Below are 23959 nucleotides of genomic sequence, written 5' to 3'. Positions count from 1 at the left end.
ACGTCAGTTCGTGACCTTCTCCGTCTCTTCTTGCGGCTCGCATCTTGTCCGCTCCAGATGCAGCAGGCTTGGCGAGAGCGTGTCGTAGAAGGCGCCGGAGCGGCCTATGTAGATCAGTGTCGAGCCGGAGAGTTCGGTCAGAACGCCAGACAGTCTGGTGACGGTATCCGATTCGAGGCCTTCCAGCACATCGTTGAAGACGATCCAGCGCGGCTTGCGCAGGATGAGGCCGGCGAAAGAGAGAGCCATTTGCTCGTCCTTGTCGAGCAGGCGGTCCCAGCGGGCGGACTCGTCGAGCCTGCCGGCTATTCGCGCGAGGCCCACGCGCTCAAGGGCCGCGATCATCGCGTCGTCGGTGAAACCTGCCGAGGCCAGCGGATAGGCGAGCACACTGCGCAGTTTGCCCCCCGGCAGGTATTCCAGCTGGGGTACGAAAAGGATGTCGTCTTCCTTGGGTAACAGGATGCGTCCGGTGCCATAGGGCCAGAGGCCGGCGATCGCATTGAACAGCAGCTTGCGATTGACGCCCTGGTCACCGTTGATCATCACATGATTGCCAGCGAGGATCGTCGGGTCCTTCTCCTTGAGCCGGAACCCGTCCTGTTCACAGTTGCCCTCGACACGCGAGGCGATAGCGAGACCTTCGAGCGTGAGGCGGTCGGGTTCGCCGGAAACAACGGTGATGCCGCCATCGACTGGTTGCTCACCCATGTCGATGAGGGCGGCGCGGAGCGCCGAGACGCGCATCAGGTTGGCCTTCCAGTCGGCGATGGAATCGTAGTTGCTGACATACCAGCGCAGCGCCGAATGGACCTGGTTGAAGGCCGCCGCCGCCATCATGAGACCGCCGAAGCTCATTGTTCCAGCGAAATAGGCCGGCGAGGCGATCAGGATGGGCACGATGGTCGCCAACCAGCCGAAACCGGCGGTGACCCAGGTGAGATTGGTCAGAGCCATGGCGAGGCGGCGGATGGAGGTCACGACCGCGTCGAGTTTCTCATGGATATGTCGGCGCTCGGTATCCTCGCCACGGGCGAGTGCGATGGCTTCGAGATTTTCGCTGGCCCGCATCAGCGAGAAGCGCAGCTCCGCCTCGTTGGCATAGCGTGTCGCGTTGAGGCGGGTGAGGTTCCAGCCGATGATCTGGCTGAACAGCGAGGCCAATCCGGCATAGAGAATCGCGCCCCAGACCATGTAGCCGGGGATGGAAAAGCTCATATCGCGATAATGGAAGACGAAATCGCTCGACAATTTCCAGAGCACACCGATGAAGCTGACCAGAAGGATGGTCGCCTGCACCAGACCAATGCTCAGCGAGGTCGTCATCTCGGCGAGCTTGCGGGTATCCTCGTGCAGGCGTTGGTCGGGATTGACGCCGAGCGGGCTGGATAGCGACAGGCGATAGGCACGGCGGTCCGCCAGCCATTCGTCGACGACCTGGCGCGCCAGGCCTTCGCGCATATAGAGCGCCGTCATCTGGTTAAGCCAGGTCTGGGTGACGTTGAGGACCAGCAGAAAGCCGGCGATCTTGCCGAAATTCCACAGTTCGGCGATGAAAGCGTTGAGGTCGCGCCGTTCGAGCGAATTGTAGAAGGGCGCGTTCCAGCTGTTCAGCAGGATCTGACCATAGGCGGTGAGAAGAATGATCGCCAAAAGCGCGGTGGCGAGCAGCAGGATGCGGTTGCGTAGCGGCGAGGCCCAGAAGGACGAGCCGGAGATGACGAGTTGACGCCGCAGGCTCAACTCGGCCGGGGTGGCCTGATGCGCGGGTGCGGAGGCTGGCGCAGGGGTATCGGGTACAGTGTTGAACATGCGGTCTCTGTCTCGCCGTATCGGAGCAACCAGATACCACGCCTGCCGCGCTTGTCCATGTGACGCCGGCAAAATCGGGTGATCCTTGCTCCAGTCTAGCGCGCATATGTTGGCAAAGTGTTGGCCATTCGATGACAGGTCGCGCGCCGGCCGACGGCTTGCCAGCGACCTGCCTTGGCGCTATGTCTTCTGCTGCTCTAACGGGGTGCCTTCTGTCCGGAAACGGACCGATGGCTGAGAGGCGTGAAGCCAACCCGCGGAACCTGATCCGGCTAACACCGGCGGAGGGATTAGACGCGTAACCTAGATGACGCCCTATCCCGGAATTTAAACATGCAAAGGAGGGGCTGTTTATGCCGACCCATCGACATCATCCTATTCGCGGCGGCCTTGCCGCGCTCTTTACGCTTGCTCTTACCGCTTCCGCGTCCTTTGCGGCCGACAAGAGGCTGACCATCTACACCTACGAGAGCTTTATCTCCGAGTGGGGTCCCGGCCCCAAGGTCAAGGAAGCCTTCGAAAAGACCTGCGACTGCACCGTCGACTTCGTCGGCGTCGCCGATGGGGTGGCGCTCCTGACCCGGGTGAAGCTGGAGGGCGAGAGCACCAAGGCCGATCTCGTGCTCGGCCTCGATACCAATCTGGTGGCCGAGGCCAAGGCGACCGGACAGTTCGAGCCGCATGGTATCGACGTCTCGGCGGTCAAGGTGCCAGGCGGCTTTTCCGACGATGTCTTCGTGCCCTATGACTACGGCCATTTCGCCGTGATCTACGACACCGAGGCGATGAAGGCGCCGCCGAAGAGCCTGAAGGAGCTGGTCGAGGGCGATCCGAAGGAGAAGATCGTCATCGAGGATCCGCGCACCTCGACGCCGGGGCTCGGCCTGCTCCTGTGGGTGAAATCGGTCTATGGCGACAAGGCTGGTGAGGCTTGGTCAAAGCTCAAGAACCGCGTGCTGACGGTCACCCCTGGCTGGTCGGAGGCCTATGGCCTGTTCACCAAGGGCGAGGCGCCGATGGTGCTGTCCTACACGACCTCGCCGGCTTATCACATGGTGGCGGAAGGAACCGACCGCTATCAGGCGGCCGCCTTCGAGGAGGGCCACTATGTCCAGATCGAGGTCGCCGGCATCCTGAAGACGGCGCCGGATAAGGAACTGGCGCGGCAGTTCATGGCATTCATGATCAGCCCTGGCTTCCAGGACACGATCCCGACCAATAACTGGATGATGCCGGCGGGCACGACCTCCGAACCGCTGCCGGCGGCCTTCGGCAAGCTGGTTTCGCCGGAGAAGACTTTCCTGATGACGCCGGATGAGGTGGCGAAGAACCGCAAGGCGTGGATCGACGAGTGGCTCGCCGCCATGACGCTCAACTGAGCATGGCGCAGTCCCGGCGACCGGTGACGAATGACAGGCTGCCGGCGATTGCCGGCGGCCTTTTCGTACTCGCCCTGATTTCCGCCTTTATCGGGACGGCCGTCGTCTCGCTGCTGTCGGTCGGTGAGGAGACGTCCGGGCTGGCGATTGCCGGCGATGCGGTCGTGCGTCGGGTATTGTGGTTTACCCTGTTGCAGGCGGCGCTCTCGACCCTGATCTCGGTGGCGGCGGCGGTGCCCGTGGCGCGCGCGCTGACGCGCCAGTCGCGGTTCCCTGGCCGCAGGTGGCTGATCCGGCTGATGGCGGTGCCTATGGGGCTGCCGGTGCTGATCGGCGCGCTCGGGATCGTCGGCATCTGGGGCCGGCAGGGTATCGTCAATGACCTGCTTGTCTGGCTCGGGGCTGGTGAGCGGTTCAGCATTTACGGACTTTCCGGCATCCTGATCGCCCATGTCTTCTTCAACATGCCGCTCGCCACGCGTCTCCTACTTGCCGGGCTTGAGCGCATCCCCACGGAATATTGGCGCACCAGCGCCAGTCTCGGCATGGGCGGCCTTGCCATTTTCCGTTTCATCGAGTGGCCGGTTCTGTGGCGTGTGATCCCAGGGATTGCCGGGCTGATCTTCATGCTCTGCGCCACCAGTTTCACACTGGTGCTGGTGCTTGGCGGCGGGCCGGCGGCGGCGACGATCGAAGTGGCGATCTACCAGGCGCTGCGACTCGATTTCGACCCGGTGCGTGCGGTGTCGCTCGCTTTCCTGCAGGTCGTGGTGACGGCGGCGATCCTCGGGGCGATGGCGTTGTTTCCCGCCCCCACCGATCCGGGCGCGACGTTGGGTGGCGTCGCAAGGCGGTTCGACGGGAGAACGCTGCTTTCCCGTCTCGGTGACGGGATCGTGATTCTTGCCGCCGCGTTTTTTCTCGTTCTTCCGCTTGGACAGGTGCTTGTCGCCGGTCTGCGGTCCGATCTGGTGAAGCTGTTTTCCGATGCGGCGGTGTTGCACGCTGCGGCGAGCAGTCTTGCCGTCGGCCTTTCGGCGGCGCTTGTTTCTGTCCTGGTCGGGATTGCGGTGATCCGGGCCCGGACGGCGCTTGCGGCGGGCCGGCGCCGGCGTCCGCTTGCCGGGCTCGTTTCCATGGCTCTTTCGGCCATCTCCTCGCTTGTCCTTCTGGTGCCCACGGCTGTGCTTGGCACCGGCTGGTTCCTGGTGCTGCGGGCCGAGGGGGATGTCGCGCGCTTCGCGCCGATAGTCGTCGTCTGCATCAATGCTCTGATGGCGCTGCCCTTTGCCATGCGGGTGCTTGCGCCGGCTTTCGAGGAACATCGCCGGCGCACGGACAGGCTCTGTGACAGTCTTGGCATGGCCGGGCTTGCACGTCTGCGCCTGATCGACTGGCCGGTTCTGCGCCGGCCGGTTCTGACCGCGCTTTCCTTCGCCATGGCGTTGTCGCTCGGCGATCTCGGTGCTGTGGCGCTGTTCGGCTCGGAGAACCTCACGACCTTGCCATGGCTGATCTATAACCGCATGGGCGCCTATCGCAACCAGGATGCCGACGGGCTGGCGCTGGTGCTCGGCCTGGTCTGCCTGTTGCTGGCATTGGCCGGAACGCCGGAGACCAAGCGAAAGGAGAGCCGCGATGCCGGTTGAGAGAAAAAGCTCCGTCATTCTGGATCAGGTCGCGTTGCGGCTAGGATCGGCGGATTTCCATTTCGACGGCCGGATCGCCGAAGGGGCGATCACCGCGATTGCCGGGCCTTCCGGGTCGGGCAAGTCGACCCTGCTTGCGCTGATCGCCGGTTTCGAGCAGCCGGATGAGGGGCGGGTGCTGATTGGAGGCGAGGACGTCAGCGGGCTTGCGCCGGCCAATCGACCCGTCTCGCTGGTGTTTCAGGACAATAATCTCTTTGCCCATCTCGACCTTTTCACCAACGTCGGGCTCGGGATCGACCCGGCGTTCAGACTCACGCCGGCGGATCGGCAGGCGGTGTCGCAAGCGCTGACGCGGGTCGGGCTCGGCGGCTATGAGAAGCGGCTGCCGGCGACGTTGTCGGGTGGCGAGCGACAGCGTGCGGCCTTTGCCCGGGCGCTGGTGCGGCGGAAACCGGTCATGCTGCTGGACGAGCCCTTTGCCGCGCTCGATCCGGGCCTGAGATCCGCCATGGCCGATCTGCTGCTGGACCTGCACCGCGAGTCGGGTCAGACGATCGTCATCGTTAGCCATGACCCGCAGGAGGTGGAGCGGCTGGCGAGTGACGTCCTGTTCCTCGAAAAGGGGCGCATCCTGCTTGCCGCGTCGTGCGCGGATTTCTCCAGGCGGCGTGACATCGCCTCCGTGGTTGAGTTTTTGGGGACGCCCGGTTCCGGCCAAGTCTGCACGTAAGGCGTTCGCCTTATTTTGGACGTGCGCTGATGGCAATCGCTGGAAGACCGGGGCAGCCAGTCCCATTTGATCATTTTGTTCCGACTTATCCGGCGTCGCCTCTTTTCCCTCATGCAATTTTATCCATATCTAACAAATGATGCTAAAAGGGCCGCAGAGAGGCAAGGCGCTGTCGGGAATGATTGTCCGTTGCGCGAATGCCTCGAGCGCTTCACAGAGAGGTTCAGGAACGTATTGGTGGCGGCGCAGGATGAAAGTCATGGACGGTAAGGGCCGATCGCTGATGGATCGCATGCGACGGCACAGCCGCTCAAGCGCTGCGCGGGGCGCTGTCGCGCTCTTCGGGGCCGCGCTGATGCTCACCTCCTGCCAGTCGCTGTTCGAGCAGGCCTATGTGCCGACGGTCGGACCTTCCGATAATCCGCAGATCGTCGATGAGGTGCAAAAGGACGACCCGCGCGCGCAGATGGGTGCGCGCGAGCATCCGCGCATCGTCGCAAGCTATGGCGGCGAATACCATGACGAGAAAACCGAAAAGCTGGTCGCCCGGATCGCCGGCGCGCTGACCGCGGTTTCGGAGAACCCGAATCAATCCTATCGCATTACGATCCTGAACTCCCCGGCGATCAATGCCTTCGCGCTGCCGGGCGGCTATCTCTACGTCACGCGTGGTCTGCTGGCGCTCGCCAACGACGCCTCGGAGGTCGCCGCCGTGCTTAGCCATGAAATGGCGCATGTGACGGCCAATCACGGCATCGAGCGGCAGCGCCGCGAGGAGGCGGAAGTGATCGCCAGCCGTGTTGTCGCCGAAGTGCTGTCGAGCGATCTTGCCGGCAAGCAGGCGCTCGCCCGTGGCAAGCTGAGGCTCGCGGCTTTCTCGCGCCAGCAGGAATTGCAGGCCGATGTGATCGGTGTGCGAACGCTCGGCGAAGCCGGCTATGATCCCTATGCGGCGGCTCGCTTCCTCGATTCCATGGCGCGCTACAGTCATTACACTTCGGTCGATCCGGACGCCGATCAGAGCCTCGACTTCCTGTCGAGCCATCCGAACGCGCCGCAGCGCGTCGAACTGGCGCGGCGTCATGCGCGCGCCTTCGGGCCGGAGGGCACCCATGGCGAAACCGGACGCGACTATTATCTGAAGGGCATCGACGGCCTGCTCTATGGCGACAGTCCGCAGGAAGGCTATGTGCGTGGCCAGACCTTTCTGCACGGCAGTCTTGGCATTCGTTTCGAGGTGCCGGAAGGATTTCAGATCGACAACAAGGTCGAAGCGGTGCTTGCCACCGGTCCCGGTGATGTGGCGATCCGTTTCGATGGCGTTTCCGACAACCAGCACCGCAGCCTGTCTAACTATATCTCCAGCGGCTGGGTGACCGGCCTGCTGCCGGAAACTATCCACGAGACCCAGGTAAACGGTCTGGAGGCGGCGACCGCGCGTGCCTCGGCCGAGCGTTGGGACTTCGACATCACGGTTATCCGCATCGGTCCACAGATCTTCCGCTTCCTGACGGCTGTGCCGAAGGGCAGCGCAGCGCTGGCGCCCACCGCGGAAAAGCTGAGAGCAAGCTTCCGCCGGATCACTCCCGAGGAGGCGGCAACGCTGAAGCCTTTGCGCGTCCGCGTGGTGACGGTGGCTCCGGGCGATACGATCGGAACCCTTTCGGCGCGGATGATGGGAACAGACCGCAAGCTTGAACTGTTCCGCCTGATCAACGCGCTGGGTCCGACCTCGACGGTTCTACCGGGCGCCAAGGTCAAGATCATCTCGGAGTGACGGAAAAGGCCGGTCTGAACCGGCCTTCTCTCTCATCTTGATGGATGTGTTGGTTAAAAGGCCAATTCCGGGGTCCGCCCGGCGCTCTGGCCGTAGTGTGTCAACGCGGCCTTCAGCTTCTCCAGTGCCCGGGTTTCGATCTGGCGAACGCGTTCCTTGGAAATGCCAAGTTCGACGCCGAGTTCCTCCAAGGTCGCGCCCGCCTCGGATAGGCGGCGGGCCTTGATGATGCGGTTTTCCCGCTCGTTGAGTTCGGTCATGGCGTCTTTCAGCCAGCCGTGCCAGCGTTCACCGTCGATGATACCACTCACCTGTTCGTCCGGCGGCAGGTCGCCGCTTTCCAGCATTTCCATCTGTTCGCCGCTATCGCCGTCGCGACCCCTGATCGGGGCCTGCAGCGAGGCATCGGCTCCGGAGAGCCGGGCGTCCATCGATTGAACGTCGGCCAGACTGACGCCGAGCGCGGAGGCGATCTCCTGGTGGATGGCCTGGTCGCTCAGGCGCTGGTCGCCCTGCGCGAGTTTGGCTCGCAACCGACGCAGGTTGAAGAACAGCGCCTTCTGCGAAGAACTCGTACCGCCACGCACGATCGACCAGTTGCGCAGGATATAGTCCTGCATCGAGGCGCGGATCCACCAGCCGGCATAGGTGGAAAAACGCACCTCGCGGGCGGGTTCGAAACGCGCGGCGGCCTCCAGCAAGCCGATATAGCCTTCCTGTATCAGGTCGTTGAGCGGCAGGCCGAAGCCACGAAACCTGGCGGCCATGGCAACCACCAGACGCATATGTGCATGGGCGATACGGTTGCGCGCCTCCTGATCGTGGTTGTCCTTCCAGCGGATGGCGAGGTCCAGCTCTTCCTGACGCTCGAGATAGGGCTGAGCCATTGCAAATCGGATAATGTGTCTGTCGGCGGACATGGCTTTCATCGGTTTCTCCATGAGCGGTTCGATCACGACGGGGAGTCTTGTAGCGGCACTCCACTATGAACGGGCCAGAGCCACCCAAGTTCCATCGCGCGTAGGGCAATTCCGGGCGAAGGCAAGAGGCGAGTCGGACACGTTCAAAAGAGCCTACGACGAAGATGGGTATTCGGTTCGACAGGTGCATGTCGAATGTCCGTTCCTGCGCATATTCTCACGCAGTTGTGATGACGGGTGCGGTCCGTGCGGAGGCGGTAGGGGGGAAGTTCAGGCCACGGCTTTCGTCGGCAGCAGCGTGAGACGCGGCGTTGGCCAGCCCTTGGCGTCCGGCATGAAGACCAGACGATAGCGGGCGAAGATATTGGCAAGCAGAAGCGAAAACCAGGCGCCGTAGGCAAGCCCGGCGATCACATCACTTGGATAATGGGCGCCGACCATGACGCGGCTGAATCCCATCCATAAGGCTAGCAGGATGAAGGCGAGCCGAAAACGCGGCAGAAGCAGAATCAGCATCATGAAGATGGCGCCGACCGTGGTCGCGTGGCCGGAGGGGAAGCTCTCGAAACGTGAACCGGCGAACGGAGAGAAGCCGAACGAACCCCAGTCATCGAACTGGCCGGGCCGGGCGCGACCGATGACCCGCTTGATGAGGTTGGCCGAAAGTCCCGACAGCGCGACGGCGAGGAAGGAATAGGCGCCGATTTGGGCGATATAGAGCGCGCGGAAGCGCTGCTTTCCACCGCGTGACAGCCGGTAAGAGGCAAATCCGGTCAGCAGCAGCATGACCGAGGCCGTCAGGATCCAACCGGAACTGCCGAAATCGGTGATCATCTTGCCGAGCGAGCGTGTGAAAATATCCCTGTGGCGGGAGGCGCCGACCGGCTCGTCGAAGATCAGGAAGGAGAGGATAACCAGATTGGCGGCGACGATGGCGAAGATCTGCCAGTAATGCGGTGCCGGCGGGTGCTGATTGAGGTCGCGGCGCCTCTTCAGCCAGATCTTGATCCGTTCGATGCCCTTCACGTGCGTCTTCCGTCCGTTTCATTTTGCCATTTTGAGGGCCCAGAAAAGGCTGTCCGAATGACATGCAGCCGCGGCAAGATGGTTGCCGCGGCTGCGAATTGCAAGAGGCGTAGTGTCAAGTCTCAGGCGGACAGTGCCTTGAACTCGGCGAGGATGGCGTCGCCCATTTCGGCGGTGCCGACCTTCGTGCAACCCTCGCCCATGATGTCGCCGGTGCGAATACCCTTGTCGAGCACGGTGGCGATCGCCTTCTCGAGGTTATCGGCTTCCTTCACCATGTTGAAGGAATAACGCAGGCACATGGCGAACGAGGCGATCATGGCGATCGGATTGGCGATGCCTTGGCCGGCGATGTCGGGTGCCGAGCCGTGGACCGGCTCATACATGGCCTTGCGCTTGCCGGTCTTCGGATCGGGGCTTCCGAGCGAAGCCGATGGCAGCATGCCGAGCGAACCGGTCAGCATCGAGGCGACATCAGACAGCATGTCGCCGAACAGGTTGTCGGTGACGATGACGTCGAACTGCTTGGGCGCGCGAACCAGTTGCATGCCGCCGGCATCGGCCAGCATGTGCTCGAGCTGGACGTCGGGATACTTGGCCTTGTGGGTTTCAGTGACCACCTGGTTCCACAGCACGCCCGATTTCATGACGTTGCGCTTTTCCATCGAGCAGACACGGTTCTTGCGGGTGCGCGCCAGCTCGAAGGCGACCGAGGCGATGCGCTCGATCTCATAGGTGTCATAGACCTGGGTGTCGATGGCGCGCTTCTGGCCGTTGCCGAGATCGGTGATGGTCTTCGGTTCGCCGAAATAAACGCCGCCGGTCAGTTCGCGGACGATCAGGATGTCGAGGCCTTCGACCAGTTCCGGCTTCAGCGAGGAAGCGGAGGCGAGCGCCGGGTAGCAGATTGCCGGGCGCAGGTTGGCGAACAGTTCGAGATCCTTGCGCAGGCGCAGCAGTCCGGCTTCCGGGCGAACCTCATAAGGCACGTCATCCCACTTCGGGCCGCCGACGGCGCCGAACAACACGGCATCGGCGCTCATCGCCTTGGCCATGTCATCTTCAGAGATCGCAACGCCGTGGGCGTCATAGGCCGAGCCGCCGACCAGGCCCTCGTCGGTAATGAAGCCTGCATCTTGCTCGGCATTCATATAGGCGATGATCTTGCGGACCTCGCCCATGGCTTCCGGACCGATGCCGTCGCCGGGCAGAAGGAAGATATTACGCTGTGTCATGGAAGCCTCCCTGGCTTGCGGAAAAGAGTTGCCGCCTTCTATCGGGCAAAAGCCTGCCGTTCAAGGACAGTCAGCGGCAGAACGGTACGGTGGGAGGCGGCCGTAGCGGACAAGTCGGCGCGATCGGCCCGGCATGATCGGCACGCCGATCCCACGCCGGGCGGGTTGCGGCTCAGGCCCAGGGATGGGTCTGGGCGTTGGTCTTTTCGAAGGCGGCGATGCTCGCGGCCTTTTCCAGCGTCAGGCCGATGTCGTCGAGACCGTTCAGCAGGCAGTGGCGCTTGAACTCATCGATGTCGAACTTGATCGTGCCACCGTCCGGGCCGGTGATTTCCTGGGATTCCAGATCGACCGTCAGTACGGCGTTGGAGCCGCGGCCAGCGTCATCCATCAGCTTGTCCAGATCTTCCTGGCTGACGACGATCGGCAGGATACCGTTCTTGAAACAGTTGTTGTAGAAAATGTCTGCGAACGAGGTGGAGATGACGCAACGAATGCCGAAGTCGAGCAACGCCCATGGCGCGTGCTCGCGCGACGATCCGCAGCCGAAATTGTCACCGGCGACAAGGATCTGGGCATTGCGATAGGCCGGCTTGTTGAGGACGAAGTCGGGGTTTTCCGAGCCATCTTCCTTGTAGCGCGCCTCGGCGAACAGACCCGTGCCGAGACCGGTGCGCTTGATGGTCTTCAGATAGTCCTTCGGAATGATCATGTCGGTATCGACATTGACGACCGGAAGAGGTGCTGCGACGCCGGTGAGCTTTACGAACTTTTCCATCAGACCCTGCCTTCGGAATGCTATTCAGGAATTCAGCTGCCCTTAGAGCAAAATCGCGCAGATTTGAAGGCCTTTATTGGCCGAACGGGTACGCCCGGGCATCGAAATGCCAGTTTATCGAGCAACCCGCGAAGGTGGCCTCATAGATCGATGATTGTGCCGCGGCCGTCATTCCAGACGCGCATCTCGCGGGCCTGCGATTTCGCCTTGGCATAGACCGGCGTCTTTTTCGGCCGCAGGGTCAACATGCGGGCGGCGAGCGTGAGCGTCAACACGGCGCCGGCGATCAGCGTCAGCGAGACGGTGAAGGCGGCCGCGATGGCGAGAACGACGATGCCGACTGCGGCGATGGCGACGGAACGGAGATTGTGCATGATGGCAATCCTTTCTTGCACACCAAGGTGGTCCTTCTGCCCGTCGAATGCAAGGGCTTCGCGGGAAATGTCGCCTTGCGTGGCGGACGAAAGCTTGGCAGAAGTTTCGTCATGAAATCGATCAATTCCCATCACCCCGCGCGGCTGCGCCGCTCTGTTCTCAGCGTTCCGGCGATCAATGCCCGGGCGCTCGAGAAGGCCCATGGACTGGCTTGTGACGCCGTCATCTTCGACCTGGAGGATTCCGTCGCACCGGAGAAAAAGGCCGAGGCCCGCGAGAATCTAAGGCGTTTCTTCGCCGAGACGCCGCTTTCTGGTCGCGAGGCGATCATCCGGGTGAACGGGCTCGATACCGAATTCTTCGCTGAGGACATGGCGGCGGTTATCGCCTGCCGGCCGGATGCTGTGCTCTTGCCCAAGGTCGACGGGCCGGACGATATCCAGCATGTCGCCGATCTCCTGGCTGAATCGGATGCGACGGAAAGTCTCAGGATCTGGGCGATGATCGAAACGCCGCGCGGTGTATTGAACGCGGCGGCGATCGCCGGATCGGGGCGTACCGCCGGCGGGCTGCTCGACTGTTTCGTCGTCGGGCTGAACGATCTGAGAAAAGAGACCGGGGTTCTGCCAGAACCGGGGCGGACCTATCTCGTGCCTTTCCTCATGCAGGTGATCCTGGCCGCCCGCGCTTACGGACTTGACGCGATCGACAGCGTGTCGAACGAATTCAGGGTGCTCGATGCCTATGAGACCGAGTGCGCGCAGGGCCGCGCGATGGGCTTTGACGGCAAGATGCTGATCCATCCCGCGCAGATCGACGGCGCCAACCGGCATTTCGGTTTTTCGGCCGAGGCGAAGGCCGAGGCGAAGGCGATTGTTGCCGCTTTTGCTGATCCGGCGACCGCGGGCCTCAATGTCATCAACCTCGACGGTCATATGGTTGAGCGGCTGCATCTCGACCAGGCCGAGCGGCTGCTCGCCAAAGCGCAGGTTATTCAGGAAAGAGAAGGCAAGACAGCATGAAGCTCTATCGTTTCATCACCGGCCCGGACGATTCGGCCTTCTGCCATCGCGTGACGGCAGCGCTCAATGACGGCTGGGAGCTTGCCGGCTCGCCGGCGCTCACCTTCAATGCCCAGACGGGCGTGGTGACCTGTGGTCAGGCGGTCACCAAGACCATCGAGGGTCGGGATTACGATCCCGGCAAGAAGCTCACGGAGCAGTAAAAGGCCTGGGCGGTCAGACGCCAGAGGTGGTTTCCGGCTCGCCGGTGTCCTGCTCGCTGGCACAGGTGTTTTTCCCCCAGGCAACCTTGTCCTGAGATGTCGATTGCGGCCATGGTCCTCGCCGGACGGTCCGGTCGAATGCGGCCGCGGCGCCCAGCCCCCCACGTTTGCAGGAGAATTCCGTGATCACCATTCGACGCCTCGATATTTCCGATGCCTATCTTCTGATTGCCGGCGCACGCGACAAGGCGCGCGAGATCGGCGTGCCGATGTGCATTGCCGTGACCGACGAGAGCGGGCAGCTCATTGCCTTCGAGCGGATGGACGGCGGCAAGGTGACAAGCACGACGATCGCCATAGACAAGGCTTTCACGGCCGCGGCGGCGAAGAAGGCGACGCATGAATACGGTGCGGCCAGCCAGCCGGGCAACCCGACCTTCGGCATTCACTCGGCGATCGGTGGCCGGCTGATGGTGGTGGGTGGTGGTCTGCCGGTTGCTGTCGACGGCGAGGTGGTCGGCGGCATCGGCATCAGCTCCGGCACGCCGACGCAGGATCTGCAATGCGCGGAAGCGGGCATCGCCCACTTTCTCGCGATGCGTTGAACCTGATCGGCTGGCGTATCACAGGCGAAAACTGAGTCGCCTGCGATGCTCTGTCTGTTTGTTTTTACGCAATTCCGGACGCAAAACCGCTACGCACTTTTGCTGGAATTGCTCTAGTCTTTCAGCGAAGCGGAGATGTCGTCGGATTCAGCGGCGGCATCTTCGGCACTTTCCTCGATCCGTTCCATGTCGTCGTCGGACAGGCCGAAATGATGGCCGATCTCATGGATCAGCACATGGGTGACAATGTCGCCCAAGGTTTCCTCGTTCTCAGCCCAGTAGTCGAGAATCGGACGGCGGTAGAGCGTGATGCGGTTCGTCATCTCGCCGGTTTCCATGGTGAAACGCTCGGAAATGCCGCGCCCCTCGAACAGGCCGAGCAGGTCGAAGGGCGTTTCGAGCGCCATGTCCTCGAACACTTCGTCGGTGGGGAAATCGGCGATCTCGATGATCAGATTGCCGGTCAGCGCGCGGAATTCCTCCGGCAAATGACCATAGGCCTCAATTGCCAGCGACTCGAAAGTGCTGATCGTCGGGGCATGGCGTTCGCGCCAATCTTCGGTCTGGTCGATACGGGCCATCGGTACTCCTTACTTCGCTCTCATATAGGACCTTTGGCCCGGCTTTTCGAGTGGGAATTCTGTCGAGGAATAAATTCACACTGAATCCGGTTGACTCTTTTGCCAAGCTCTGGAATCCATAGGAACATATAGAGAACATTCCAGCAGGAGAGACGTCATGGGCGTGACTGCTCTGGCGCAGGAGAGGCTTGTTGCCTTGCGCGAAGCCATAGCCAAGATCGAGGGGAAGTCGTTTTCCGGCGGGCTGGAGCCGGTCACGGGGGATGTCGGCGATCGGCCGGAGCCCGCTTCCTTTGCGACCGGCTCCGCGATTGGATTGGAGGCGGGGCACCTCGAAAATCTCCTGCCCGAAGGCTTTCCGACGGGCGCGATGATCGAGGCCCGCGGCGGGCAGTTCAGGGATGCGGGGGCGGTCAGCGGTTTCGGGTTGGGGCTCTGCCTTTCCTGCTGCCCCACTCGACCGGGGCAGAGGGTGCTGTGGATCGGCGACCGCTTCGTCGCGCGTGAAGTTGGCCTGCCCCATGCGGCAGGGCTGGCCGATTATGGCTTGCGGCCCGGTGAACTCGTCTACGCCATGCCGCAACGTTTGGAGGACGCGTTGTGGCTGGCCGATGCGGCGCTTTCATGCGGTGGATTCTCGGCAGTGATGCTGGAGGTTGCCGGCAATCCGCGCGGTTTCGGTTTGACCGAAAGCCGGCGCCTCAGCCTCAAGGCGCGGGGTTCCGGCGGCTTTCTTCTTCTCTTGCGGCAGGGTGGAGAGGAGGAGGCGAGCAGCGCTTCTCTTCGCCTGCTTGTCGAACCCGCGCCGGCGGCAACGCGGCGTCTCCCCGATGGATCGATGTTTGGCGGCAGCATCGGCAATTCCGTTTTTCGCCTCATTCCGGAAAAGAGCCGGCTCGGGGTTTCCCACGAACTCATCTTGGAGTGGAATAGACATGACCGCCAATTTTATCCCGCAACTCCCCTTCACGCCGGGGCAGGGCGCGCTTTCCGGTCGGCGCATCCTGGCGCTCTGGTTGCCCCGCCTTTCGACCGATCGGCTGGCGCGCCGGCGCTGGGGACTATCGTGGCGTTCGACCGAGCGTCCTGACCATCCGCCGGTCGTTTGCGCCGGGCGGGTCGCCAATGCCATGCGATTGACGGCGCTCGACGAAAAAGCCGAGACGATTGGCTTGCAGGTCGGCCAGGCACTGGCGGAGGCGCGTGCCATCTGCCCGACGCTGGACGTCGCCGAGAATGACCCACCGGCCGACCGCCGCTTTCTTGAGGCGATCGCCGACTGGTGCGACCGCTATACGCCGCTGGTGGCGCTCGATGGTGCGGACGGCCTTTTGCTCGACATCACCGGTTGCGCCCATCTGTTCGGCGGCGAGGCGGCCTTGATCGGCGATCTGCTCGATCGGCTCGCGCAACTGGGGCTCGATGCGCGGGGCGCGATCTCCTCTGCGCCAGGGCTTTCCTGGGCGGTTGCCCGTTTTTTCCGCGATCGTGTCGTCGCCGACAGCGAAACGATCGGCGTTCTTTCGCCCTTGCCGCTCAGCGCGCTGCGGATCGAGGCTAACGTGGCCGCCGCATTGGCGCGCGTCGGCCTCAAGCAGGTGGGCGACCTTCTGGCGGCGCCGCGCGGTCCCCTGACGCGGCGCTTCGGGCCAGGACTCCTCGTTCGGCTCGACCAGGCGCTGGGACGGGAGGGGGAGGCGATCGTGCCCCGCCGGCCGATCGCCCTTCTGTCGGTCGAACGGCGGCTGGCCGATCCGATCCGCGACGAGGAGGTGATCCTCGATCTGACAGGGCGGCTGGCGGCCGGTTTGAAATCTGGGCTGGAGGCACGGGGTGAGGGGGGACGCCTGTTCGAGCTGCTGCTTTTCCGCGTGGACGGCCGGGTCTTTCGGATCGGCATCGGCGCGGCCTCCCCGCTTCGTGATGCCGCCCGCATCAAGGCTCTGTTTACCGAACGTCTGTCCGTCCTGCACGACGATCTCGATGCCGGCTTCGGCTTCGAGATCGTTCGGCTCAACGTATTGCGCACGGAAATCCTGGCTGGGACGCAAGGCGCTTTCGGCGTCCGCACGAAAGAGGCGGATGCTGCGCTCGATTTCGTCGATCGGGTGACGGCGCGCTTCGGCGAAGGTTGTCTTACGCTGCCTGTCTCCCATCAAAGCCATTGGCCGGAGCGGGCATCGAGCCTTGCGCCGTTTGCCGATGCTGCGGCGGCGCCTGCCGATGTCGCCGGTCCGCCGGTCCGTAGCGAGCGGCCGATCCGGCTCCTTGCCCATCCGGAACCGGTCGACGTTACCGCTGAGGTGCCGGATGGTCCGCCCGCCAGTTTTCGCTGGCGCCGGGCCCAGCACCGGGTCGTTCGCGCCGAGGGGCCGGAGCGGCTGGCGCCGGAATGGTGGATCGACGGGGAGGAGGCATTGCCGCGCGACTATTTCCGTATCGAGGTGAGCGCCGGCCATCGTTTCTGGCTCTTTCGCCAGGGGCTTTACGAGCGTGGATCCGACCGGCCGAGCTGGTTCATGCAGGGCATTTTCGCATGAGCGCGCCGGCCTTCTTCGAAATCGGCTGCCGGAGCAATTTCTCCTTTCTGGAGGGCGCGTCGCATCCGGAGGAGATGGTTGCGACCGCGGCCCGGATCGGCATTGCCGGCCTGGGCCTTGCCGACCGCAATACGGTTGCCGGGGTGGTGCGCATGCATGCAGTGGCCAGGGTCAAGGGTTATGCCTTCCGGCCCGGGGCGCGGCTCGTCTTTGCCGACGGTACGCCGGAGCTCGCCGCCTATCCGGTCAACCGGCGCGGCTGGGGCAATCTGTGCCGAATGCTGAGCGCCGGCAACCTGCGTTCCGACAAGGGTGTGTGCACGCTTTACGAAAGCGATCTCGTCGAATGGGCGGCGGATCTGATGGTCGCGGCGATGGTGCCCTCCTTTGCGACAGAGGCGCAGATCGAGGATTATTGTGCACGTCTTGCACGGCTGGTGCCGCCTTTGGACGACCGCCTCTATCTCGCGCTCATTCCCCGCTATGATGGGCTCGATCGGCTGGCTTTCCGTCGGATCGAGGAAATGGCGCGCCGGTTCGCGCTTCCGCTGATCGCCAGCAATGATCCTTTCTACCATGAGCCCGCGCGCAAGCCGCTGGCCGATGTCGTCACAGCGATCCGCGCCCATGTGACGGTGGCCGATGCCGGTTTCCGGCTTCATGCCCATGCCGAGCGGCATCTGAAGGAGCCTGGGGAAATGGCGCGGCTTTTCCGTTCCCACCCGCAGGCGATCACCGCCACAGTCGAGTTCTTTAGTCGGCTTAATTTTTCCCTCGACGAACTCAGTCATCAATATCCCGACGAGGTGATCGACGGCGAGACGTCGGAGCGGGCCTTGCGCCGGCTGACCTACGAAGGGGCGGCCCAGCGGTTTCCGAACGGGATCCCCCAGAAGATCGCCGACCTCCTCGAATACGAGCTGAACCTGATCGGAGAGAAGCGCTACGAACCCTATTTCCTTACCGTTCACCGCATTATCGGTTTCGCCCGCTCCGAGGGTATTCTCTGTCAGGGGCGCGGGTCGGCTGCCAATTCCGCCGTTTGCTATTGCCTCGGGATTACCGAGGTGAACCCGGAGAAAACCACGCTTCTGTTTGACCGCTTCATCTCGACCGAGCGCGACGAACCGCCGGATATCGACGTCGATTTCGAGCACGCGCGGCGAGATGAAGTGATCCGGTTCATCTATCGCACTTATGGGCGCGAGCATGCGGCGCTGACGGCGGCGGTCATCAACTACCGGGCGCGTTCGGCGGGGCGCGAGGCGGCCAAGGTTTTCGGCCTTTCCGAAGATGTACAGACGGCGCTTTCCGGATCGATCTGGGGATGGTCGACGGCAGATCTGTCCGAACGCGAGGCGAAGGCCGCAGGGCTTGATCTTGCCGATCCGACGACCCGCCGCGTGCTCGACTACGCCTCGACCCTGATGGGCTTTCCGCGTCACCTCTCCCAGCATGTCGGCGGTTTCGTCATCACCCGCGATCGGCTCGACGAGGTCGTGCCGATCATGAATACGGCCGACGGGCGCTATATGGTCGAGTGGAACAAGGACGATCTCGACACGCTGAAGATCCTGAAGATCGATGTCCTGGCGCTCGGCATGCTCACCTGTCTCGCCAAGGCGATCAAGCTTCTGGCTGATCATTACGGGAAGCGGATGACACTCGCCTCGTTTTTCGAGGATCACCGGCCGGAGGTCTATGACATGATCTGCCGGGCCGATACGCTCGGCGTTTTCCAGATCGAGAGCCGAGCGCAGATGAGTATGCTGCCGCGCCTGAAGCCTCGGGAATTTTATGATCTGGTGATCGAGGTGGCGATCGTCCGGCCGGGGCCGATCCAGGGCAATATGGTCCATCCCTATCTGAAAAACCGCAAGGAAAAGGAGGAGGGGCGGGTGATCGATTATCCGAAGCCGGAGCTCGAGGCGGTGCTGAAGAGGACGCTGGGCGTGCCGCTCTTCCAGGAACAGGCGATGCAGATCGCCATTACCGCCGCCGGCTTTACACCGGCTGAAGCCGATCAGTTGCGCCGAGCCATGGCGACTTTCCGCAGGACTGGGCAGGTCGCCGATTTCCGGCAGCGTTTTCTCGACGGCATGTTGCAGCGCGACTATACGCGCGAATTCGCCGAGCGCTGTTTCAGCCAGATCGAGGGCTTTGGCGAATACGGTTTTCCGGAAAGCCATGCCGCCTCCTTCGCGCTCCTGGTCTATGCCTCCGCCTGGATCAAGGCCTTCTATCCGGATGTCTTCTGCGCGGCGCTGCTCAATTCCCAGCCGATGGGTTTCTATGCGCCAGCCCAACTGGTGCGTGATGCCCGTGAGCACGGGGTCGAGGTCCGCCCGGTCGACGTCAACGCCTCGGCATGGAACAGCGACCTGGAGAAGAGCGGGTTTGACGCACGCCGTCTTTCAGCGCGACACGCATCGATGCGCAAGGTGATCTTGAGCGCCCGGGCGCTGCGGCTCGGTTTCCGCCAGGTGAAGGGCCTGTCGGAGGCGGACATGGGCCTTCTCGTCGCGCGCCGCGGCCGTGGTTATGTCTCGGTCCGTGACCTCTGGATGCGGACCGGTCTGTCGCGGGCGGTGATCGAGCGGCTTGCGGACGCGGATGCCTTCGCTTCGCTGGGGTTGAGCCGGCGCGAGGCGCTCTGGGCGGCGCAGGCGCTCGACCATCAGGCGGCGGTCGAGCATCTGCCGCTGTTTTCCGAGGTGAGGGGGGGCGAGGTGCAGGCCGAGGCGAAGGTTGACCTGCCCATGATGCCGCTGGGTGAACAGGTCATTCACGATTATCGCGTGCTGTCGCTGTCGCTGAAGGCTCATCCGCTCTCCTTCCTGCGCGATGAGTTTGCCAGTGCCGGCATCCTCACCTCATCGGCGCTGGAGGATGAAGCCAATGGGCGTCGCGTCGATGTCGCCGGCCTCGTGTTGGTGCGTCAGCGGCCGGGCTCGGCCAGGGGGGTGATCTTCATGACGCTCGAGGACGAGACCGGCGTCGCCAATGTCATCATCTGGCCGAAAATCTTCGAGCGGTACCGTTCGATCGTCATGGGGGCTCGGTTGGTGCGGGTCCGCGGGCGGCTGCAGAAGGCCGACGGGGTCATTCACGTGGTCGCCGAACGAGTGGTCGATGCCAGCGGAAAGCTTAGCCTGCTTCGCGAGGCACTCAAGGATTTCAGTGGGCTTGCCAATGCCGGCGAGGCGCATTGCCCGCTCAACGAGCGCCGGGATGATGGAAAGTCGAGCGGATCATTGGCGCAGTTGATCCGGGATGCTCCCGATCTGGCCGGGGAAGTGGGCCAGGTCATGCCGAAAGGGCGCAACTTTCACTGAGCAGGCGTGGGCAGAGGGGACAGCGGAAGAGAGGGAAATCCGCGCTGTAAAGGCACGGCAGGGGACTGCGTGAAATTTTCTTGACAAGACGCATCCTGTTTAGCAGAAAGGAGTGGCTGAAAGTCATGTTTGGAAGTGCGTGGTCGCCATGCTGGTCTGCAGCTGCAATTATATCACCGACAAGGACATCAAGGACGTCATCAACGAACTCCTTGACGAGGACTGTTGGCAGTTGATTGTGCCAGCCAAGATCTACCACGCCATGGGCAAGCGTGGCCGTTGCTGCGGCTGTTTTCCCAATGTCGTCGACCTCATCATCCGCACTACCGAGGAATATCATGCTTCTCGCCAGACCGATGGCGCGGACGTGGTCGATTTCATGGAACGTCTGAAGCGTTTCCACGAGGAGCAGAGGGCCGCAGGCATTGAGCGTCGCCAGAGCGCCGCCCGTATCGCCTGACCTTTGTCGCGCTCTTGTGGTGCCTGCTGCCAGGGGAGGCGCCGATACTTTCGTTCGCCGAGTTGCCCTTTTCTTGCTTATCGTCGCATGACCTGTATTTGTTCATGGACCGGATCGGCTATCGTTGAAGTGACGGATTGTATGAGTTGGCCCGTGACCTGCAAATCCGCATCGCCCGCTCAGGGTTTACGGAGCGCCGGGCTTTCCGGCTCGTTTTCAATGTCGCCGTCGGTCCGGGCGGGAGCAACCGGTCGAAGGCCAGGGAACGGTGTCGACCGTGGCGGGTATCGCGCGGCAAGTCGTGTGTCGTTTCCTCCAAATTTTGTCCAGGTCGATTTCCGTCGAGCGCCACATGCGCCAAGCTAGAAAAGGAACTTAAGGCTGTCGGAGCCGTTTTGAGTTCATCGATAAGCCGGATGGATCATATCTAGGTTCATCCGAACGCAACTACAGAGGGAGGATATGCTATGAAGGGTGATCAGAAAGTCATCGAACGGTTGAACGAGGCGCTTTTCCTGGAGCTTGGCGCCGTCAATCAGTATTGGCTGCACTACCGCCTGCTCAGCGACTGGGGTTTTGCCAAGCTCGCCAAGAAGGAGCGGGCGGAATCGATCGAAGAGATGCAGCATGCCGACAAGCTGATCGATCGCATCATCTTCCTCGAAGGTCATCCGAACCTGCAAACCGTTGCCCCCTTGCGTATCGGCCAGAACGTCAAGGAAGTGCTGGAAGCCGATCTTGCCGGAGAATATGACGCCCGCATGGCCTATAAGGCCTCGCGTGACATCTGCTACCAGGCCGGCGACTATGTCAGCATGAAGTTGTTCGAGGAACTCCTCAGCGACGAAGAAGGCCATATCGACTTCCTCGAAACCCAGCTGGAACTGTTGTCGAAGATCGGCGAGGCGAAGTACGGCCAGCTGAACGCCGAGCCGGCGGATTCCGCCCAATAGTCCGCCTGCCCGCGCAGGCGGGCGGTTGGTCTTCCGTTCCGGTCGTCTTCGGATGCCGGGGCTTTTGCTTGGCGACGATTGAACAGCCTTGCCAGGGCCAGTGTTGGTGGCCTTGGCGTAAAGCCGGGGTAGAAGTGCGGCCCACGCCTCAAACTCCCTTCGTTCAGGACGTCCCGAGGCTATCCGAAAAGGCGGGTCCGGCTCACTTCCATTCATACACCTTGTCGGACCGGAGCGGACGGTTGCTCACCAGCACCGAAGGGTCCGGTAGCGCGGCGACATAGTGTTCTGCATCCTCGTCGTCGTTGAAGCCGACAAAAACCATGAACATCGCCTTCGCCATGGGTTGGCCCTTCTTACGGTATGCGAAGCTGACGGCGCACGACGGGTATTGCGCTCCGATCGACAGGATCTCGCCGGTTCTCTCGCCCTTGAGGTTCCCCAGGTTTCCATCCAGAGCGACGAACTGGCCAAGCGTCATGAAATGATCGATTGCGGCGAAGGCCACGCCCTGCGCGATCTGCCGGCTGTCATCACCGGGGCCTGAACGGCCGTAGTAGAGGCTGTCAGTCTGGCCCTTGCGCTTCCGCGTTTCATAGACGATCAGTTTGCCTGCGGCGGCCAATTCAATGTGCACGTCGAAGGTCTGAAACCGGTCCGGCTCCTTGTCCAACTCGCCAAGCAGGACCCGCAGGTCCCCCATATAATCCGCATATCGTGCAACTGTCATAACGCTCTTTCTGTCACCCTCTGCGGCGGCTGTCACCCAATCCACCAAGCACTCACATCGCCAAGTGACCGAATTCCGCGACGACCTGCTCGTAGACAGCGCGCTTGAAGGGGACGATCAGCTCAGGGAGCTCCCGCATAGGTTTCCAGGCCCAGGCGTCGAACTCGGCGGTGTGGCCGCCCGGCGGCGGGTTTATGGCGATCTCACTTTCGTCGCCATCAAAGCGGAAGGCGAACCAGCGCTGGGTCTGGCCGCGATATTTGCCCCTCAGGCCGATGCCGATCAATTCGGCAGGCAGATCGTAGTTGATCCACCGGCCCGCTTCGGCAAGCAGCGAGACGCTCTTCATCCCGGTTTCCTCGTAAAGCTCGCGCATGGCCGCCGGCAGCGGGCTTTCGCCTTTGTCTATGCCGCCCTGTGGCATCTGCCAAAGCTGGGGCGAACCATCGAACTCGGAGTTGCCCTCGGGAATGCGGCGCCCGGCCCAGACCAAGCCTTGTCTGTTCAGCACCATGATGCCGACGCAGGGGCGGTAGGGCAGATCCTCGGCTCTTGGCTTCGGGCTTGTGGTCTTGTCCATTCTGTCCTCTTACGGTTGCTCATCGGCCGCGAGCGCGGAGACGCCAACGATTTCGATTCCGCGTCCGGCGGCCTCATCGCTCCACTGGCGGATCGCGGCGACTGTTTCGTCGAAGGCGGAGGCTGTGCCTATGGCCTGGCCGTTGCGCCGGGCGATCCGTTCCAATTCATCAAGCTTGGCGAGCACGGCTGCCTTCTCCGGCTGACCGTCGAGCAGCAGATCGCCGTTGGCATACGGCATGCCGATCGCCTTGGCAAAGCCGTCGGCCAGCGAGCGGGCGGTCGATCCGTCATCGAGGAACAGCAGCCCCCGCGAACCGATGTCGCGCATGACCGGCTCGAAGGCGGCCGCGTCCGACATGTAGCGCGCGCCCATATAGTTCATGATTCCGGTGTAATTGGTGATGCTGCCCATGGCCTGATGCAGTTTCTTGAGCGCCTCGGCCGGCGGGTCTGTGGTCAAGAGGGTGCCGCGTCCGGGATTGTTGGCCGGATAGTCGAAGGGTTCCATGGGCAGTTGAAGCAGAACCTCGTGGCCCTTTCGGCGGGCCTCCTGCATCCAGCGCATGAGGCTGTTGCCGGACGAGGCGAAAGCGAGCGTCACCTCTTCCGGCAGGTCGCGGATGGCGCGCTGGCTGCCGGTCTGGCTCAGCCCAATGCCTCCGACGACGATGGCGATGCGTGTGGCCCGGGCGCCCGACCAAGGGCGCGCATACTGCTCGAACGGCCTCAGGCCGTCTGGGCCGATGACTGGCAGGCGGCCTTCCGGCGTGTCCTCGAGCAGATCGTCGTTGGGAAGAGCCGCAACGCGCCTGTCCTGCCCGATGCTGCGGCTGTCGATCAGCACCGGGCCTTTGCCGTCACGGGGTTTGGGGGAGAATTTGGTAACAACGGAGCCATCATTGGTCACCGTTCGCTCGACCGTGGCACCGCCGAGCGGGCGACTGGTGGCGAGATTCTGCCCGGATTTTGCAGGGACCGTGCCGACCGGCGCGACCGCGGCGGGGCCGGGCGCGGTGTCTGACGGAGGTGTGGCTTCGGAGAGATAACGCAGCGGCAGGGGAGTCAGGGCAGAATAGGTGGAGAGGCCGAGGATGGAAACAAGCGCCAGACTGCCGAGCGCGCCCGAAAGGGAAGGTCGGCGACGCGGCTTTTTCGCCGGCTTTCGGCCTTGGCCGAGCGGTGCGTGGAGATCGGCGCTCAAGGTTCTATCCGCTCCCGTCGGTCGCAAATGCAAGCGGCGCCGGATTGCTCCGGCGCCCCGTTT

General features: G+C 62.8%; 21 protein-coding genes, 1 pseudogene and 1 riboswitch. Of the genes and pseudogenes, 12 read left to right on the top strand and 10 right to left on the bottom strand.

The window, feature by feature from the left end:
• Window positions 1-3 precede the first annotated feature (3 nt).
• A complete protein-coding gene (locus tag RNA01_RS13790) occupies window positions 4-1812 on the bottom strand; it encodes an ABC transporter ATP-binding protein/permease (protein ID WP_147180795.1) in 1809 nt (602 codons plus the stop codon).
• Between the two features lie 191 nt (window positions 1813-2003).
• A riboswitch (TPP riboswitch) is annotated at window positions 2004-2119 on the top strand.
• A gap of 46 nt (window positions 2120-2165) precedes the next feature.
• Here RNA01_RS13790 and thiB point away from each other — a divergent pair.
• From thiB to RNA01_RS13770, 4 genes are all read left to right on the top strand, one after another.
• Window positions 2166-3191: a thiamine ABC transporter substrate binding subunit gene (thiB, locus tag RNA01_RS13785; RefSeq protein WP_147180794.1), complete on the top strand. Its 1026-nt coding sequence runs from the start codon at window positions 2166-2168 to the stop codon at window positions 3189-3191.
• Window positions 3192-3193: 2 nt separating this feature from the next.
• On the top strand, window positions 3194-4840 hold the full coding sequence (gene thiP, locus RNA01_RS13780; protein ID WP_147180872.1) for a thiamine/thiamine pyrophosphate ABC transporter permease: 1647 nt from the start codon (window positions 3194-3196) through the stop codon (window positions 4838-4840).
• On the top strand, window positions 4830-5573 hold the full coding sequence (locus tag RNA01_RS13775) for a thiamine ABC transporter ATP-binding protein (RefSeq protein ID WP_147180793.1): 744 nt from the start codon (window positions 4830-4832) through the stop codon (window positions 5571-5573). Before thiP ends, RNA01_RS13775 begins: the two co-directional genes overlap by 11 nt.
• A 292-nt stretch (window positions 5574-5865) precedes the next feature.
• Window positions 5866-7350: a M48 family metalloprotease gene (locus tag RNA01_RS13770; protein ID WP_268906693.1), complete on the top strand. Its 1485-nt coding sequence runs from the start codon at window positions 5866-5868 to the stop codon at window positions 7348-7350.
• Between the two features lie 53 nt (window positions 7351-7403).
• On the opposite strand, the gene RNA01_RS13765 is transcribed toward RNA01_RS13770, so the two are convergent.
• The 5 genes from RNA01_RS13765 to RNA01_RS13745 all read right to left on the bottom strand — a co-directional run bounded on the left by RNA01_RS13765 (window position 7404) and on the right by RNA01_RS13745 (window position 11683).
• Complete coding sequence (locus RNA01_RS13765) at window positions 7404-8279, bottom strand: RNA polymerase factor sigma-32 (RefSeq protein ID WP_147180792.1); 876 nt, start codon at window positions 8277-8279, stop codon at window positions 7404-7406.
• 261 nt (window positions 8280-8540) lie between these two features.
• Entirely contained in the window at window positions 8541-9296 is a 756-nt protein-coding gene (gene lpxE, locus RNA01_RS13760) for a lipid A 1-phosphatase LpxE (RefSeq protein WP_235916628.1), read from the bottom strand.
• Window positions 9297-9418: 122 nt separating this feature from the next.
• Entirely contained in the window at window positions 9419-10531 is a 1113-nt protein-coding gene (leuB, locus tag RNA01_RS13755) for a 3-isopropylmalate dehydrogenase (protein ID WP_147180791.1), read from the bottom strand.
• Window positions 10532-10703: 172 nt separating this feature from the next.
• A complete protein-coding gene (gene leuD / locus RNA01_RS13750) occupies window positions 10704-11309 on the bottom strand; it encodes a 3-isopropylmalate dehydratase small subunit (protein ID WP_147180790.1) in 606 nt (201 codons plus the stop codon).
• 140 nt (window positions 11310-11449) lie between these two features.
• Window positions 11450-11683, bottom strand: a complete 234-nt coding sequence (locus tag RNA01_RS13745; RefSeq protein ID WP_147180789.1) for a hypothetical protein — start codon at window positions 11681-11683, stop codon at window positions 11450-11452.
• Window positions 11684-11794: 111 nt separating this feature from the next.
• Here RNA01_RS13745 and RNA01_RS13740 point away from each other — a divergent pair, with 111 nt between their 5' ends.
• From RNA01_RS13740 to RNA01_RS13730, 3 genes are all read left to right on the top strand, one after another.
• Window positions 11795-12706, top strand: coding sequence for an HpcH/HpaI aldolase/citrate lyase family protein (locus RNA01_RS13740; protein WP_147180788.1), 912 nt, complete (start codon window positions 11795-11797; stop codon window positions 12704-12706).
• Window positions 12703-12909 (top strand): DUF1737 domain-containing protein, encoded by a 207-nt coding sequence (locus RNA01_RS13735; protein WP_147180787.1) that lies wholly within the window; start codon window positions 12703-12705, stop codon window positions 12907-12909. Before RNA01_RS13740 ends, RNA01_RS13735 begins: the two co-directional genes overlap by 4 nt.
• 182 nt (window positions 12910-13091) lie before the next feature.
• On the top strand, window positions 13092-13514 hold the full coding sequence (locus RNA01_RS13730) for a GlcG/HbpS family heme-binding protein (RefSeq protein WP_147180786.1): 423 nt from the start codon (window positions 13092-13094) through the stop codon (window positions 13512-13514).
• Window positions 13515-13627: 113 nt separating this feature from the next.
• Here the strand turns inward: RNA01_RS13730 and RNA01_RS13725 are convergent, their stop codons facing one another.
• Entirely contained in the window at window positions 13628-14095 is a 468-nt protein-coding gene (locus tag RNA01_RS13725; protein ID WP_147180785.1) for a metallopeptidase family protein, read from the bottom strand.
• Window positions 14096-14252: 157 nt separating this feature from the next.
• Here RNA01_RS13725 and RNA01_RS24065 point away from each other — a divergent pair, with 157 nt between their 5' ends.
• From RNA01_RS24065 to bfr, 5 genes and pseudogenes are all read left to right on the top strand, one after another.
• Window positions 14253-15185, top strand: coding sequence for an ImuA family protein (locus RNA01_RS24065; protein WP_235916626.1), 933 nt, complete (start codon window positions 14253-14255; stop codon window positions 15183-15185).
• Window positions 15112-16635: a Y-family DNA polymerase gene (locus RNA01_RS13720; RefSeq protein ID WP_235916635.1), complete on the top strand. Its 1524-nt coding sequence runs from the start codon at window positions 15112-15114 to the stop codon at window positions 16633-16635. Before RNA01_RS24065 ends, RNA01_RS13720 begins: the two co-directional genes overlap by 74 nt.
• Window positions 16632-19970 (top strand): error-prone DNA polymerase, encoded by a 3339-nt coding sequence (locus RNA01_RS13715; RefSeq protein WP_147180783.1) that lies wholly within the window; start codon window positions 16632-16634, stop codon window positions 19968-19970. Before RNA01_RS13720 ends, RNA01_RS13715 begins: the two co-directional genes overlap by 4 nt.
• Window positions 19971-20035: 65 nt before the next feature.
• A pseudogene (locus RNA01_RS13710) lies at window positions 20036-20430 on the top strand ((2Fe-2S)-binding protein).
• Window positions 20431-20897: 467 nt separating this feature from the next.
• Window positions 20898-21383: a bacterioferritin gene (gene bfr / locus RNA01_RS13705; RefSeq protein WP_147180782.1), complete on the top strand. Its 486-nt coding sequence runs from the start codon at window positions 20898-20900 to the stop codon at window positions 21381-21383.
• A 202-nt stretch (window positions 21384-21585) separates the two neighbouring features.
• Here bfr and RNA01_RS13700 read toward each other — a convergent pair whose 3' ends face one another.
• From RNA01_RS13700 to RNA01_RS13690, 3 genes are read right to left on the bottom strand one after another with little or no spacing between them, the layout of a single operon-like run.
• A complete protein-coding gene (locus RNA01_RS13700) occupies window positions 21586-22113 on the bottom strand; it encodes a hypothetical protein (protein WP_147180781.1) in 528 nt (175 codons plus the stop codon).
• 52 nt (window positions 22114-22165) lie between these two features.
• Window positions 22166-22693, bottom strand: coding sequence for an RNA pyrophosphohydrolase (locus RNA01_RS13695; RefSeq protein WP_147180780.1), 528 nt, complete (start codon window positions 22691-22693; stop codon window positions 22166-22168).
• Window positions 22694-22702: 9 nt separating this feature from the next.
• On the bottom strand, window positions 22703-23896 hold the full coding sequence (locus tag RNA01_RS13690) for a divergent polysaccharide deacetylase family protein (protein WP_147180779.1): 1194 nt from the start codon (window positions 23894-23896) through the stop codon (window positions 22703-22705).
• Between the last annotated feature and the right edge of the window lie 63 nt (window positions 23897-23959).

Origin of the sequence: Paenirhizobium naphthalenivorans, from assembly GCF_007992095.1 — a bacterium.
GTDB lineage: Bacteria > Pseudomonadota > Alphaproteobacteria > Rhizobiales > Rhizobiaceae > Allorhizobium > Allorhizobium naphthalenivorans.
This window is presented reverse-complemented; position numbering and strand designations above follow the sequence as displayed.